The organism is Orenia metallireducens (assembly GCF_001693735.1).
Taxonomy (GTDB): domain Bacteria; phylum Bacillota; class Halanaerobiia; order Halobacteroidales; family Halobacteroidaceae; genus Orenia; species Orenia metallireducens.
This window is the reverse complement of sequence record NZ_LWDV01000009.1, coordinates 247,949-262,477: the sequence shown is the minus strand read 5'-3', so window position 1 is coordinate 262,477 and position 14,529 is coordinate 247,949. Positions and strand designations below refer to the sequence as shown.

At 33.8% G+C, this 14,529-nt stretch carries 14 protein-coding genes; all 14 read right to left on the bottom strand.

Annotated features, from left to right (window positions below):
* Positions 1 to 326 precede the first annotated feature (326 nt).
* The 14 genes from U472_RS09200 to U472_RS09135 all read right to left on the bottom strand — a co-directional run bounded on the left by U472_RS09200 (position 327) and on the right by U472_RS09135 (position 14,528).
* Complete coding sequence (locus U472_RS09200) at positions 327 to 1,415, bottom strand: protein-glutamate methylesterase/protein-glutamine glutaminase (RefSeq protein WP_425415775.1); 1,089 nt, start codon at positions 1,413 to 1,415, stop codon at positions 327 to 329.
* Between the two features lie 751 nt (positions 1,416 to 2,166).
* On the bottom strand, positions 2,167 to 2,529 hold the full coding sequence (locus U472_RS09195; protein ID WP_068717740.1) for a response regulator: 363 nt from the start codon (positions 2,527 to 2,529) through the stop codon (positions 2,167 to 2,169).
* A gap of 13 nt (positions 2,530 to 2,542) precedes the next feature.
* The gene (locus U472_RS09190) at positions 2,543 to 4,534 is read right to left on the bottom strand and encodes a chemotaxis protein CheA (RefSeq protein WP_083189839.1); all 1,992 of its coding nucleotides are present in this window, start codon (positions 4,532 to 4,534) and stop codon (positions 2,543 to 2,545) included.
* Positions 4,535 to 4,567: 33 nt separating this feature from the next.
* The gene (locus U472_RS09185; RefSeq protein WP_083189838.1) at positions 4,568 to 5,026 is read right to left on the bottom strand and encodes a chemotaxis protein CheW; all 459 of its coding nucleotides are present in this window, start codon (positions 5,024 to 5,026) and stop codon (positions 4,568 to 4,570) included.
* A 697-nt stretch (positions 5,027 to 5,723) separates the two neighbouring features.
* On the bottom strand, positions 5,724 to 6,374 hold the full coding sequence (gene hisIE / locus U472_RS09180; RefSeq protein WP_068717734.1) for a bifunctional phosphoribosyl-AMP cyclohydrolase/phosphoribosyl-ATP diphosphatase HisIE: 651 nt from the start codon (positions 6,372 to 6,374) through the stop codon (positions 5,724 to 5,726).
* On the bottom strand, positions 6,356 to 7,123 hold the full coding sequence (hisF, locus tag U472_RS09175) for an imidazole glycerol phosphate synthase subunit HisF (protein ID WP_068717731.1): 768 nt from the start codon (positions 7,121 to 7,123) through the stop codon (positions 6,356 to 6,358). The genes hisIE and hisF overlap by 19 nt, the downstream gene beginning before the upstream one ends.
* 100 nt (positions 7,124 to 7,223) lie before the next feature.
* Positions 7,224 to 7,949 carry a 1-(5-phosphoribosyl)-5-[(5-phosphoribosylamino)methylideneamino]imidazole-4-carboxamide isomerase gene (gene hisA, locus U472_RS09170; RefSeq protein ID WP_068717729.1) on the bottom strand — a complete coding sequence of 242 codons (726 nt, stop codon included), beginning with the start codon at positions 7,947 to 7,949 and terminating at the stop codon, positions 7,224 to 7,226.
* The gene (hisH, locus tag U472_RS09165) at positions 7,950 to 8,573 is read right to left on the bottom strand and encodes an imidazole glycerol phosphate synthase subunit HisH (protein ID WP_068717727.1); all 624 of its coding nucleotides are present in this window, start codon (positions 8,571 to 8,573) and stop codon (positions 7,950 to 7,952) included.
* A gap of 134 nt (positions 8,574 to 8,707) precedes the next feature.
* Positions 8,708 to 9,295: an imidazoleglycerol-phosphate dehydratase HisB gene (gene hisB / locus U472_RS09160; protein WP_068717725.1), complete on the bottom strand. Its 588-nt coding sequence runs from the start codon at positions 9,293 to 9,295 to the stop codon at positions 8,708 to 8,710.
* Between the two features lies 1 nt (position 9,296).
* Entirely contained in the window at positions 9,297 to 10,598 is a 1,302-nt protein-coding gene (gene hisD / locus U472_RS09155; protein WP_068717723.1) for a histidinol dehydrogenase, read from the bottom strand.
* Between the two features lie 115 nt (positions 10,599 to 10,713).
* Positions 10,714 to 11,355 carry an ATP phosphoribosyltransferase gene (gene hisG, locus U472_RS09150; protein WP_068717721.1) on the bottom strand — a complete coding sequence of 214 codons (642 nt, stop codon included), beginning with the start codon at positions 11,353 to 11,355 and terminating at the stop codon, positions 10,714 to 10,716.
* Positions 11,356 to 11,359: 4 nt separating this feature from the next.
* Positions 11,360 to 12,577, bottom strand: coding sequence for an ATP phosphoribosyltransferase regulatory subunit (hisZ, locus tag U472_RS09145; protein ID WP_245684782.1), 1,218 nt, complete (start codon positions 12,575 to 12,577; stop codon positions 11,360 to 11,362).
* Between the two features lie 655 nt (positions 12,578 to 13,232).
* Positions 13,233 to 13,844 (bottom strand): cell wall hydrolase, encoded by a 612-nt coding sequence (locus tag U472_RS09140; protein WP_068717719.1) that lies wholly within the window; start codon positions 13,842 to 13,844, stop codon positions 13,233 to 13,235.
* 15 nt (positions 13,845 to 13,859) lie between these two features.
* Positions 13,860 to 14,528 carry an S-layer homology domain-containing protein gene (locus U472_RS09135; protein ID WP_068717717.1) on the bottom strand — a complete coding sequence of 223 codons (669 nt, stop codon included), beginning with the start codon at positions 14,526 to 14,528 and terminating at the stop codon, positions 13,860 to 13,862.
* Position 14,529: the final 1 nt, after the last annotated feature.

The window sequence follows — 14,529 nt, the reverse complement described above, 5'->3', positions numbered from 1 at the left end:
ATAGTAGTTCAATTGGTGCATAAGCCTAAAATATCCACTTCTCTTTAAAAACTTTAATTTCATATTCTTCATCTACATAATTATATTCTCCTTCAATATTACCTAAATCATCAGAACGGGTCTTATTATGATCCAGCCACTAGTACTATCACTGAAGTTATCACCAAAAGTTACTGTAGGATTTTCAATAGTTGTTTCTTCAATTACTTTTTCTTATAACTTACACTCCCTGCTTCAAAATATAATTTAATATTGGATATTATCCCACATTACAAACAAAAGATGGTATATACCATCTTTTGTTTGTAATGCTTTATTAACTTCAATTAACTGTTTACCATTCTCACAATCTCTTTAGCAATCTGGTCAATAGGCTTAACAACCTCTACTCCACCTATCTCATAGGCAACTTTAGGCATACCATAAACTACACAGGTCTCTTCATCTTGACCTATAGTCTTACCACCATTATTCCTAATTAGCTTCATGCCTTCTGCTCCATCTTTACCCATACCAGTTAAGATAACTCCAATGGCTCTAGAATTATAATCCTGAGCAATAGATTCCATGGTTACATCTACAGCTGGACGAACATTATGAACCTTTGAATTCCGGTTTAATTTAACCTGTCCATTTTCGATAACCATATGGTAATCACCTGGAGCTAATAAAGCAAGCCCTTTCTCTAGTCTATCTCCTTCTTCAGCCTCTTTAACTCTAAGATGAGATAACTTATCTAATCTCTGAGCTAAAGAAGTGGTAAACCCTGGAGGCATATGTTGAATAATAAGTATTGCAGCATTTAAATCTTTGGGCAATAAGGTCACTACTTCCTTTAAAGCCCTAGGTCCACCAGTTGAAGAACCTATTACCACTAGCTTTATATGATCAGTGGTAGATCCATTAGATGATTCTTGTTCAGTAGCTACTTTTTTTATACTGACCATCTTCTTCTCTGACTTTAATGTCCTTGAGAAGGTTTTAGAGATTTTTGCTAACTTAGATTTAGCCCCGGCTGCTATTCTCACCTTTTCAATTAATTCTTCTTTAACTTTATCTATATCCAAAGAGATACTTCCAGAAGGTTTAGCAACAAAATCAATTGCTCCTAATTCTAATGCTTTAATTGTAGTTTTACTCTGCTTTGTAGTCAAACTACTCAACATAATAACTGGAATATTCCTTCCAATCAACTCTGGTAACTTCTGTAGAAATTCCAATCCATCCATCTTAGGCATCTCTACATCTAAAGTAATTACATCAGGTTCATCAGTTTCAATCTTACGCAAAGCATCTATTCCATTTCTTGCTTTATCGATAACCTCTATATCATCTGCCTCTTCTAACATTTCACTAACAACTTTTCTCATAAAAGCAGAATCATCAACTACTAACACTTTAATTGGTCTCGATATTCCTAATAATGAAGCCAAATCGACACCCCCATTAAAGAGAAATTTCTCTCTAAACATTTTTAAAAAAGTCTCAGAAGATATTATAGATCTCCAAGTCTAAAGTGAAATAAAAACAAAGCAATTATTCGCCACAGATATACACAGATTATCACGGATTAAAAGCAAATAACAATTATATTTTTAATTAATCTTGTATCCGTATTAATCCGTGGCAAAAATAAGATTTTAAATTTCTTTTTAGAGTTGTTCTTCTATATACAATGTACCTTCTAAAACTTAATTTATATTATATACTCATTCAAATTAATTTAATTTTAAATATACTAAAAATATTATAATTATAATTTCTAGGCTTAATCTATAATTTAATAAAGATGTTAATTTTCAAAAAAGACTACCTTTTATAATAAACTCCTCTTTTAGATATAGACTAAGCCTTATGAGAAAACTTTAAAATATAGAGAAAATTTAATTGTATAGCCAATTTAGTCAGATTATTTTTCTATTAAATTAACTTCTTGCTAATTTTTCCCTATAATATACAATATAAAGTCTTTCCTAAACTTTTAAATAATATATTATATCTATCCTAAAACTTCTCTGAAATTAAAGTTCTAAAAGCACTCTGTAACTAAACATATATTAGCCTAGAGTAATTTTAAACATCCTTTACTCTATTTGGCTTGATTAGTTTTAATATAAAGTCATTACTACAAATTCTAAAGAAACCTTCGCTAATTCATAAATAGTTTTAACCTAGGATATTCTTTAAGGCATCCTTTACTTTATTTGGTTTAATAGGTTTTACTATAAAGTCCTTTGCCCCTGCTTTTAAGGACTCCACTACCATTGGCTTTTGCCCCATAGCACTACACATGATTACTTTAGCTTCAGGATTGAAGGCAAGAATCTGTTTAGTAGCTTCAACACCATCCATCTTAGGCATAGTAATATCCATTGTCACCAAATCTGGGGATAAATCCATATATTTCTGTATAGCTTCTTCACCATTAATAGCTTCTCCAGCTACCTCATAACCATTCTCTTCAATTAATTTTCCTAACATTGTACGCATAAATTGTGCATCATCAACAATTAATACAGATTTCGACAAGATAGTTCCCCTCCTAACCAGTTGTAATTTCCTCTACATTAATAATTAAGGCAATACTACCATCACCTAGAATAGCTCCACCAGCAATCTTTTGCAGATTCTCTGATAAATCATTAATCCTCTTAATTACTACCTCTTGTTGTCCAATAATAGAGTCAACCATTAAACCATAATTTTCATCTCCTACTTCAACAATAACTGTAGGAATTTCATCTCTTTTCTCTTCTAATGTTGGTTTATTCAACTTATTGCGTAAAGAGATTAATGGAATTACAGATCCTCTACGGTGAATAACTTTCTCTTTTCTAATAGTTTGAATCTCATCTAGATTGACATCTACAATCTCTTGAATCGATTCTAATGGGATTACATAATCTTGATTTGCTACTTTAGTCAAGAAACCTTGAATAATAGATAATGTCAATGGTAATTTAATAGTAAAGACAGAACCTTTACCAACTTCTGAAGTAATATCAACAGAACCACTTAATGATTCTATCTTATTCTTTACAACATCCATTCCTACTCCACGACCTGAAACATCACTTACTTTAGCTGCAGTACTAAACCCTGGAGCAAAAATTAATTTAATTATATCATTATTACTCATAGTTTCTAATTCAGATTGAGAAATAACACCTTTCTCTACTGCCTTATTTCCAATAAACTTAGGATCAATTCCATGTCCATCATCTTGAATCTGAATTACAACATTATTTCCTTCATGGAAAGCAGACAATCTAACTAAACCAATTGGATCTTTTCCAAACTTTTCTCTTTCTGCTGGACTTTCAATACCATGATCTATAGAATTACGAATCATATGAACTAGAGGATCTCCAATTTCATCGATAATAGTTCTATCTAATTCTGTATCTTCACCTTCAATCACTAAGTTGATATTCTTATCTAATTCTTGGGATAAGTCTCTAACCAACCTAGGGAATCGGTTAAATACTAAACTAATTGGAACCATTCTCATCTCCATTACTGCATTTTGTAATTCAGTAGTTACCTTACTTAATGGCTTCAACTTTTTGTTCAATTCGTCTAAATTATAACTTCTACCAACAGACTCTACCTGAGTTCTCTTAATAACCAACTCTGCAACTAAATTCATTAAAGCATCCAATCGTTCTACATCTACCCTAATTGTATTATTGGATTTTAAGCGCTTGGATAACGTAGTTGCTTTTGGCTTCTTCTCTTCATCATCTTCACTAACAATAGTATCTTCTGCTTCAACCTGATTGTCTTCTGTTACTAATAATTGAGTTATATCTTCAATAAGGGTAATTTCTACCTTTTCAACCTCAGAGACACTATTTAAGGCATCATAAATTACATCCTTATCATCTTTAGTTGAGAATAGAATATAGAAGGTAGTCTCAAACTCCTCATTTTTAATCTTCTCTATCTTAGGATTTGCTTTAATCAATTCCCCATGCTCTTCTAAAGCATCTAAGACCATATCTGCCCTTAATGATTTGAAGACACAATCTTCTTCTAATTTAACTCTAATAGTCATGGGATGCCCTTGAGCATTTTGGGTCATCTCTATCTCTTCTTGGGTCAAATTAAATTTACTATCATGGCTAACGTTAGCTATACTCTTATTTTGAGTATCTGCTGTTCTATCACCTTGGGAATATGCCTTTAATTCATTGATCAAAGCATGTAATCCAGTAGTCTCTTCAGGACTATTACTTAATAACTCTAACATATCTACTGCTTTAAAGAGTATATTGATAACCTCAGTATTAACAGCTAAAGTCTCATCTCTAATTAAATCCATAACATTTTCCATAGCATGAGCTAATTCACTAACATTATCAAAACCCATAGTTCCTGCCATACCTTTTAAGGTATGGGCTGCCCTAAAAGCTTCATTTATCATTTCCATATCATCAGGGTTATTCTCTAAAGTCAAGAGTGCATCATTTAAAAGATCAAGATGTTCTCTAGATTCACTAGCATATAATTCTTGAAAATCACTCATATCCATAATTAAACTCCCCCTTCCTAATTAAATCCACTATTATGATTCCTTATCCAATTCAATCTTTTCTTTTGATTTTAATAAATTACCTAATTCTAACAAGATGACTATATCCTCTCCTACTTTAATTATCCCTCTAATATAATCATTCTTGATTCCAGCCATACTCTTAGGTGGAACATCTACCTTACTCTCATCAATATGTAGCACCTCAGATACAGCATCTACAATTAGCCCTACATTTTGACCTTCAAACTCTACAACAATGATTCTAGTATTGTCATCTTCAACTATATTATCTATTCCAAACCTCTTTCTTAGGTCAATAACTGAAATAATATCTCCTCGTAAATTAATAATTCCAGCTATATAAGGCGAATTGATTGGAAGCTCAGTTATCTTCTTCATACGGATAATCTCATGTACCTCAGTAATCTTAACACCAAACTTCTCTTCTCCTATATCAAAAACAATAATTTGCCCTGTTTCATTTGACATAATGTATCCTCCTTTCATAAAATAAAAATCTATTTTATATAATTTATTTCTTCTTTTATATCCTTTCTTGTATCCGCTATCTTTATTGAATACCTTTATAAATACCTTTTTAAAGATTCTTTTAACTTAATAATTCGTGATTTCATCTAGTAATTCCTCCTTAGTTAATTAAAAATTTATCCAAAAAATAAAATTTATCAATAATCTTAAGGAAATATGTATTTTTATAGTCTAAAATAAAAGAAAAGCCATCTTAAATAGACAGCTTTTGAAATATTCTAGTTGATTTTCTACTAAATTATAACCTATAACTCAAAGATTTCTCTCTACAATTTCTTTCGAACTCTTCACTCTTTGTACAGAGAAATAAAGTTTGATGTTTTTGAGAAACTTTATAATCACGGAGAGTTTCTTGAAACTCATAAGGGAAAAATTCCCGACCGAATTTTTCCTATATATATCTATCTATAACCAAATACTCTGAATTATAAATTAAATATTCTGCTTATTCTAAATTCTTCCCCTTCGAGTTCTTTGAACTCTTCGTGATGGAAAAATTCCCGACCGAATTTCTCCTATATATCTATCTATAACCAGATACTCTGAATTATAAATTAAATATTCTGCTTACTCTAAATTCTTCCCCTTCGAGTTCTTTCAACTCTTCGTGATGGAAAAATTCCCGACCGAATTTTTCCTATCTTCTACCCTCTAACTCTTGATATATCTCCTTTAAATCAACACCATAATAAACCATCATCACCATCAAGTGATATAGTAAATCGGCTACCTCATAAATAATCTCACCTTGGTCATTCTCTTTAGCAGCCATTACAACCTCTGTAGCCTCTTCTCCTATCTTCTTTAAGAAGGCATTCTCACCCTTTTTATATAATGATGAAGTATAAGAGCCTTCCTCTGGATTTTCTTTTCTATCTTTAATAACCTCATATAATTCATCTAATATATCAGCATCTAAAGATTTCTTATAAACCTCTTTAGGGTCAAATACCTTCTCCACATCTTTCTCCCGCTTAATTCCACGATAGAAACAAGATTTATGACCTGTATGGCAAGCTCCGCCAGTCTGATTAACCTTTAATAGTAAGGTATCACCATCACAATCATAATCTATCTCTACAACCTCTTGAATATGCCCTGAAGTCTCTCCTTTCCACCATAGTTCTTGACGACTTCTACTCCAAAAACAGGTTCTCCCTGTTCTAATTGTATTCTTCAAAGACTCCTCATTCATATAAGCCATCATTAAGACCTCTTTTGTAGCTGCATCTTGAATGATAGCAGGTATCAACCCCTTTTCATCAAACTTTAAATTCTTGATAGACATCGAACATTAACCCCCTCTTTCTTTAAGTATTTCTTTGTCTCTTCGATTGTGTACTCCTTAAAGTGGAAGATAGATGCTGCCAGTGCTGCATCTGCTTTTCCTAGAGTAAACGCCTCTTTAATATGCTCTAAATTTCCTGCTCCTCCTGATGCGATAACAGGAATATTTACAGCCTCTGATACTGCTTTATTTAGCTCATTATCATAACCATCTTTAGTACCATCTCCATCCATACTGGTTAAGAGAATCTCTCCTCCACCTAATTCTTCTATTTGCTTAGCCCAATCAATTACATCAATACTTGTTGCTGTTCTTCCCCCATGAACAAAGACTTCCCAAGAATCACCTTTACGCTTTGCATCTATAGCTACAACTATACATTGGCTTCCAAACTTTTGAGCACCATCTCTAATCAACTCGGGATTCTTCACTGCTGCTGAATTGATTGATATCTTATCTGCTCCAGCCTTTAATAACTCTCTCATATCTTCAGTTGTTCTAATTCCTCCACCGATAGTAAAGGGAATAAACACCTTCTCAGCAGTCCGTTTAACTACATCAACCATCGTCTTACGCTTATCGCTAGATGCTGTAATATCTAAAAAGACTAACTCATCAGCACCTTCCCTATCATAAAAAGCAGCCAACTCTACAGGATCTCCTGCATCACGAATATCAACAAAATTAACCCCTTTAACTACCCTTCCCTTATCTACATCAAGGCAGGGAATAATCCGCTTTGCTAACATAAAATCACTCCTTTCTTAAGTACAGTGACAGGTGAGAGAGTAACAGGTAACAAGTTAAATTCTTTGTTCTTTATTCTTTTTAATCGTCACTCTTCACCCGTTACTCGTTACTAATCTTAATTGCTTCTTCTAAATCTAAACTATCGGTATAGATTGCTTTTCCTGTAATCACTCCTACTACTCCATCCTCTTCTATCATCTTTAAATTCTTAATATCCTCTAGTTTAGATACCCCTCCAGAGGCAATCACCTTTAAGCCTGTCTCTTTAGCCAAAGTTTGAGTACTCTCTATATTCGGACCTGTTAAAGTCCCATCTTTACTGATATCAGTATAAACAACCCACTCTACACCTCTAGCTTTCATTGCTTTACCCAAATCAATTACAGTAGTATCAGAAGTCTCTAGCCACCCTTCAGTAGCTACATAATTATTCTTAGCATCGATACCTACTACAATTCTAGCGGCACCAAACTCCTTGATCCCTTCTACAACCAACTTAGGATTCTCAATCGCTGCTGTTCCAATAATTACTCTATCTACTCCAACTGATAAGTAACTCTTGATAATCTCCATAGTTCTGATTCCACCACCGACCTGTACTGGAACCTCCACCTCTTTAACGATTTTAGAGATTAACTCCAAATTAGTAGGCTTACCATCTAAAGCACCATCTAAATCAACGATATGTAAACGGCTAGCCCCTTTACTTGCCCATAATCTAGCCATCTCAATTGGATCACCATAGACAGTCTCTTGTTCAAAATCACCTTTATATAAACGGACACAATTTCCATTACGAATATCTATTGCTGGTATAACTTCCATCTATTCTTCCTCCATTTCTACTATCTTTCCAAAATTCTTAAGAACCTGTAATCCCTTATCACTACTCTTCTCTGGATGGAATTGAGCACCATAGACATTATCCTTAACAATACTTGAGACAAACTCAATCCCATAATCAGTTGTTGCACCAATTACATCTTTATCCTCTGTTTCAACATAATAAGAATGAACAAAGTATTGGAATTCTCCATCAGTTAATCCATCATAGATTTGATTATCTTGTTTAAGATTCAATTGGTTCCAACCCATATGAGGAATCTTAAGCCCTAAATTATCAGGAAACTTCTTAACTGAACCAGAGATAATATCTAAACCTTTAGTATAACCAAATTCTGTACTTTCACTAAATAGGAGTTGAAACCCTAAGCAGATTCCTAAAAAAGGTTTACCTTCCTTAACCACTTGGTGGATAGTATCTATCAAATCTAATTTCTGAATGTTCTCCATAGCATCCTTAAAAGCACCTACTCCTGGAAGAACAACTCCATCTGCATTTAGTATCTCCTCTTTCTTATTAGTTATCTCCGCTTGATAACCAACCTTCTCAAAGCTCTTTTGTACACTCCTTAAATTACCCATCCCGTAATCTATGATTTTAATCATTTTATCACCTCACTTATTCAATTCACAGTTAACAATTGACAGAGTACAGTTAAAACATTTAAAAGACTAAAAAACCCCATACGATCTTAAACAATTTTGAACTTAACGTACATTGTAAACTGTACACTGTCAATTTATTCAAGTTTTCCCTTAGTTGACATTATCCCCGTAATCCTATCATTAATAGCCACAGCCTTAGATAATGACCTTCCAAAGGCTTTAAAAATACCTTCAATAATATGATGGGTATTATAACCTGCTAACTTTCTAATATGTAAATTAAGACCTAAATTAAAGGCTACTGCTCTAAAGAACTCTTCTACTAGCTCTGTATCAAACTCCCCTACCTTATCCTTTAGCCCATCTATCTCACAATTCAAATAATATCTTCCACTTAAATCTAATGCTATATGAACTAGAGCATCATCCATTGGAACAAACTCGCTTCCATAACGGTTGATTCCTACTTTATCTCCAATAGCTTCTTTGATAGCCTGACCTAGTACAATTCCAATATCCTCTACAGTATGGTGGTCATCTATCTCTACATCACCCTTAGCCTCTAATTCCAAATCAAAAAGCCCATGTCTAGTAAATAGATCTAGCATATGATTTAGAAAAGGGACAGGAGTATCAATATTAGAATTTCCACTACCATCCAAATTTATCTTTAAAGAGATCTCTGTTTCACTGGTCTGACGATTTATATCTGCTTGACGCATCTTAAACCTCCTCTTCAAATCTTACCTTAATACTATTAGCATGAGCATCGAGCCCTTCTACCTCAGCTATTCTAACAGCATCATCTTTAACCTTCTCTAGCCCTGCTTTAGTATAAAAGATAATACTTGATTTCTTTCTAAAGTCATCTATATTCAGCGGAGAGTAGAATCTAGCTGATCCTCCAGTTGGTAGGACATGATTAGGTCCTGCTATATAATCACCAATTGGCTCTGCAGCATACTCTCCCATAAAGATTGCTCCAGCATTCTTTAACTTACCTAAGATAGCAAAAGGTTCATCAACCTTAACCTCTAAATGCTCTGGAGCAAAACGATTGGTCAAATCAATTGCTTCATCTAAGTTTTGAGCTACTAAGATAGCTCCATAATTCTCTAAAGACTCTTTACAGATATCCTGACGAGATAGCTCTACTAACTGCTTCTCTAACTCTAGATTAACCTTTTTAGCTAGTTGTAATGAAGTAGTTACTAAGATACTTGAAGCCATCGGGTCATGCTCTGCTTGTGATAATAGATCAGCTGCTACAAAACGAGGATTAGCACTCTCATCTGCCAATACTAAGACCTCACTTGGTCCTGCTAACATATCAATATCTACATATCCAAAGGCCATCTTCTTAGCTAAAGTAACATAGATATTACCTGGTCCTACTATCTTATCAACCTTAGTCATAGTCTCAGTACCTAAAGCCAAACCTACTACCGCTTGAGCACCACCAACTTTATAAATCTTATCTACTCCAACTTCAGCTGCTGTTACTAGGGTATACGGGTTAATACCTCCATCTTTAGAAGGGGGAGTTACCATAATTATCTCCTTAACCCCTGCCACCTTGGCTGGAGCACCATTCATCACTACAGAAGATACCAAAGGAGCACTACCTCCTGGGACATAGATTCCTACCTTCTCCAAAGGTTCAAACTTCTGCCCTAAGATAACACCATCCTCTTTAACATCCATCCAGCTTTCTTGTAGCTGTTTACTGTGAAATTCACTTACATTTTTTATCGATACTCTAATTGCCTTTAAGAATTCATCATCAATTTCTTTATAAGCCTCTTCAATCTCCTCTGGCTGTACCTCTAATCCTTTATCCTTTAAATCTACCTGGTCAAAACGGGCTGTATATTCAAAGATAGCTTCATCACCTCTAGCTTTGACATTATCCCAGATTTCCTGTACAGCCTCTACTTGAGCTTCATTATCGAAGGATGAACGGTTTAAAACTTTATTTAACTCTGTTTCTATCCCTGCTTCAGTAGTCTTTAATATCTTTAACATCTTTAATCCTCCTTATTAATTTAGTGAGTAATAAATTAGTAAAGAATCAACTTCTTAACTCTCCTTCAAGTTCTACTAACCCTTAGTGATGGAAAAATACCCAAAGGAATCTTTCCTATCCACTAATTACTGTTCTAACCTTTTCAATTATATCCCTGATCCTACTATACTCTGATTTATAACTTACTTGATTAACAATTAATCGTGCCGAGGATTCAGCTATTTCAGCAATTTCGATCAGATTATTCTCCTTCAAAGTAGTTCCAGTAGAAGTTATATCGACTATCATATCTGAAAGACCTATAATAGGTGCTAACTCTATAGAACCATTCAATTTAACTACCTCTATCTGAATTCCATTCTTATCAAAGTATCGCTGTGCTACATTGACATACTTAGTAGCCACTCTCCCTGTAGGTGGTAATTGACTTAAGTTAGTAATACCTTTATCTTTAGGCAGAGCCACAACCAATCTACAGTAACCCAAACCTAAATCCAATACCTCACAGATCTTTGCCCCTGCTTCTAAAAGAACATCCTTTCCTGCTACCCCAATATCAGCTACTCCATTTTCAACATAGGTCTGTACATCTACAGCTTTGGATAAGATTATATCAATATTATTATCTTTGTCAGTCAGAACCAGCTTCCGTGAATCATCATCAAGGTCTCGATTTATAATTCCAGCTTCCTGTAAAATCTTAACCACAGATTTGAATAATCTCCCTTTTGGTAAAGCAATAGTTAATTTATTCATACCTCTACTCCTTTCCACCTACTAAAGTCTTAACCTTAGCCTCTAACTCTTCTCCTACCACCTTTAATTCTAAACCTTTACTATCTATATACTCTATAACATCTTCTAATTCTCTATTAAATATCTCAATCTCTACCTGCTTATCCTTCCCTCTTAGCTCTTCTGCCAAAGCAAAGCCCTCTTCTTTATAAGCTGGATCTATCAAGACCAAAATTTTATCTTTAATAAGAGGGAAATTATAATCTTGCTTTTCTAAGGACAGCAATAACCTATCAATACCTATCGCAAATCCAGTAGCAGGTACTGAATAGCCAAACTTACTTACTAACCTATCATAACGACCTCCACCACAGATAGTATAACCTAAATCCTTAGTATATCCTTCAAAGACGATTCCCGTATAGTAGTTGAAGTTACGAACAACACTAAGATCTATACAGATATATTCACTAACACCTAAAAGTTCTAAGTTACGATATACTTCCTCTAAATTAATCAATGACTCTAAGGATTCTTGATTATCTACTAAATCTTTAGCCTTTTCAATAACCTCTACCCTACCACGTAACTCTTGAACTGATAAGATTGCTTCCTTCTGCTTTTCAGTCAATTCAGTTTCAGTTAATAATTTCTCTAATTCCACTACATTTCTCTGAGATAAGGCTTGACGAATTGCAATCTGTTCCTCTTCCTCCAATTTAGCGGCTTTCATAATCCCAGTAAAGTAATCTACATCACCGATATCTATCTTAAAATTTTTCAACCCTGATTCCTCAAAGGCTTTTGCTGCCATGGCAATTACTTCAGCATCACCCATCGGACTTGTTATTCCTAATAATTCTACGCCAGCTTGATAGAACTCTCGATATTGCCCTGCTCGTGGACTAGTATAACGGAAGACATTGCTCTGATAAGATAAACGTAAAGGTAAAGGACTGTCCTTTAATTTAGTTGCTGCTACCCTTGCAATCGAGGCAGTCATCTCAGGTCTTAAAGCTAGAATTTGACCTTTACGATCAAAGAAATTATACATTTTGGTCTGTAAGCCCTCTGTTCCTGCTGATAATATATCATAAAACTCAAAGGTAGGTGTAATAATCTCCTCATAACCCCAACCTTTAAATAGATTATGTAATTTATCCTCTATATACCTCTTCTTCTCTGCTACTTCTGGTAAATAATCTCTAGTTCCTTCTGGTCTCTGTAATTTAATCAATGTCAAGAGAACCCCTCCTTAATTACTTTATTACGTTAAAGTGGTGATTTATTAAAATATAACATATATCTCCCTAAGTGTCAATAAGATTTTATGAAAATTAATTAATCTTAATAACTCATCTAATCAACTTAAAGTCGCTGTTTAGAAATTAATTCTACTTTAATTTATTTTTACCTTTATTTATAGATTCTATTATCAGATTTGTATATCTTTATGATTCTAACGGGAAATTGAAATGTGTCTTTATAGATATTGCGACACTTTTACTTTTTAAAAGTTAACAAAATTATTAAAATATCTTTCGGGAAAGCTTACCAGCTTTTTTCCCGAGTGACTTTTGCCATTACCGCAAAAGTCACCAAAAGTCTAGAAAAGAATTAAAACTCACTCAGCAATCAAACTATTAAATATTATCATTGCTTAAGTTCTTTATTCAAAATTTGATTAAAATCTAAATTTTTAGTTCAATTTTTGCTTCGTTCAAACAATAATTCTTTTCACTTTAAAAGCCCTAACTATTAACTATCCCTATCAACTCAAAAAATGCCGTAATATACCCATAATACCTAATTTCAAATTATATATTCCTAAAATTCCTCCTTTAAAGAAAAATAAGTCTCGGAGTTTCCGAGACTTATTTTAAAACCAATATTTAATTCTATCTAGCAAAGACATGATTACCAATCTGAACCGTCTTTTCTCTAGTTTCTAACCAAGCTCTTCCGATAGGATTAGCAGTCTTGGGATTATAGAAGTAAAGAGCACCATCTGTTGGATCATTACCTCTAAAAGCTTCTATAGCAGCATTATATGATGATTCATTAGGTGGCAGATATATCTGTCCATCATCCACTGAACTAAATTGGTTCTTCTGATGGATTACACTATAAATTGTATTAGGGAATTTAGTACTCCTTACTCGATTGAGAATAACTGACGCTACAGCTACTTGCCCCTCAAAAGGCTCTCCTCTAGCTTCAGCATGAACTGCTCTTGCTAACCAAGTCAACTCATCATCAGTATAATCCATAGGCTCTCTACTTATATTCCAATTTGACCTTGCTACATCTTTATCATCACCAAAAACTCTATTAAAAATATAGATTAAAACTACTGTAAAAGCTAAACCCTTATAAGCATCTTCTCTTTGAATCTCTGCTGCATAAGCCTGATATGAGAGAGGAGCAAAAAGAGAAGTAAAGCAGGGACTTATTAATAGAAACACTAAAGTAAATGCAATTATTGAAATAATTCTACTCTTTCTCTCCATTCTGTCCCCCACCTTTTAGTTGCTCATCAATAATAATACAGAGATTAACCAGCCACCAGTTAACCAATAAAATCTTCTCTTTAAACCTTCAATCTCTGCTTGACTTCCTGATCCCTCTTCTAACTTAGTTAATTGCTCCTTTAACATTTGATTCTCTATCTCCAATGAACCAATCTTCTCTTCTAATTCATCAATTCTTGAACCTTCTTCTTTTAAATCAGCCAATATCTTCACTACTTCTTGTTGCAGTTGATTGATTCTATAATTTGTGTTGACTATATCTTCTTTAAGAATCTTCTGCTCTTTATCAAGCTCTTTAACTTCTCCCTTTAAATCCTCATTCTGACTGATAACCTCTACTAGCTCAGAACGAAACTCTGAGGCTAAGTTCTTTAATGTCAGCACATCGCCTTTTTCTGGTACCACTTGCCCTTGTTCGATATTATTTAAAATCTTAGCAATAACCTTAGCAAGTTCATAACGGCTAACCTTATTCTCACCTTTAAATTTATTGTCTTCATACAAAGACATATACCCCTTCTCTACAAGCTTCTTTACACTCTTATAAGCCCAATGGCTACTTGAGATATCATCAATTTTAGTGCTAGCTAAAGCTGGAAGTGCTGCAGTAGCCACAAAAATAAAGACGAGCATAAAGTTAATAAAGCTATTCCGTACGTTCATA

Bases quoted from the DNA above. Each gene is read 5' to 3' on its own strand.
- U472_RS09140 (WP_068717719.1), bottom strand. From the start codon at position 13,844: ATGGAGAGAAAGAGTAGAATTATTTCAATAATTGCATTTACTTTAGTG.
- hisG (WP_068717721.1), bottom strand. From the start codon at position 11,355: ATGAATAAATTAACTATTGCTTTACCAAAAGGGAGATTATTCAAATCT.
- hisF (WP_068717731.1), bottom strand. From the start codon at position 7,123: ATGTTAGCAAAGCGGATTATTCCCTGCCTTGATGTAGATAAGGGAAGG.
- hisB (WP_068717725.1), bottom strand. From the start codon at position 9,295: ATGCGTCAAGCAGATATAAATCGTCAGACCAGTGAAACAGAGATCTCT.
- U472_RS09185 (WP_083189838.1), bottom strand. From the start codon at position 5,026: ATGTCAAATGAAACAGGGCAAATTATTGTTTTTGATATAGGAGAAGAG.
- hisIE (WP_068717734.1), bottom strand. From the start codon at position 6,374: ATGTCTATCAAGAATTTAAAGTTTGATGAAAAGGGGTTGATACCTGCT.
- hisA (WP_068717729.1), bottom strand. From the start codon at position 7,949: ATGGAAGTTATACCAGCAATAGATATTCGTAATGGAAATTGTGTCCGT.
- U472_RS09190 (WP_083189839.1), bottom strand. From the start codon at position 4,534: ATGGATATGAGTGATTTTCAAGAATTATATGCTAGTGAATCTAGAGAA.
- hisH (WP_068717727.1), bottom strand. From the start codon at position 8,573: ATGATTAAAATCATAGATTACGGGATGGGTAATTTAAGGAGTGTACAA.
- U472_RS09135 (WP_068717717.1), bottom strand. From the start codon at position 14,528: ATGAACGTACGGAATAGCTTTATTAACTTTATGCTCGTCTTTATTTTT.
- hisD (WP_068717723.1), bottom strand. From the start codon at position 10,598: ATGTTAAAGATATTAAAGACTACTGAAGCAGGGATAGAAACAGAGTTA.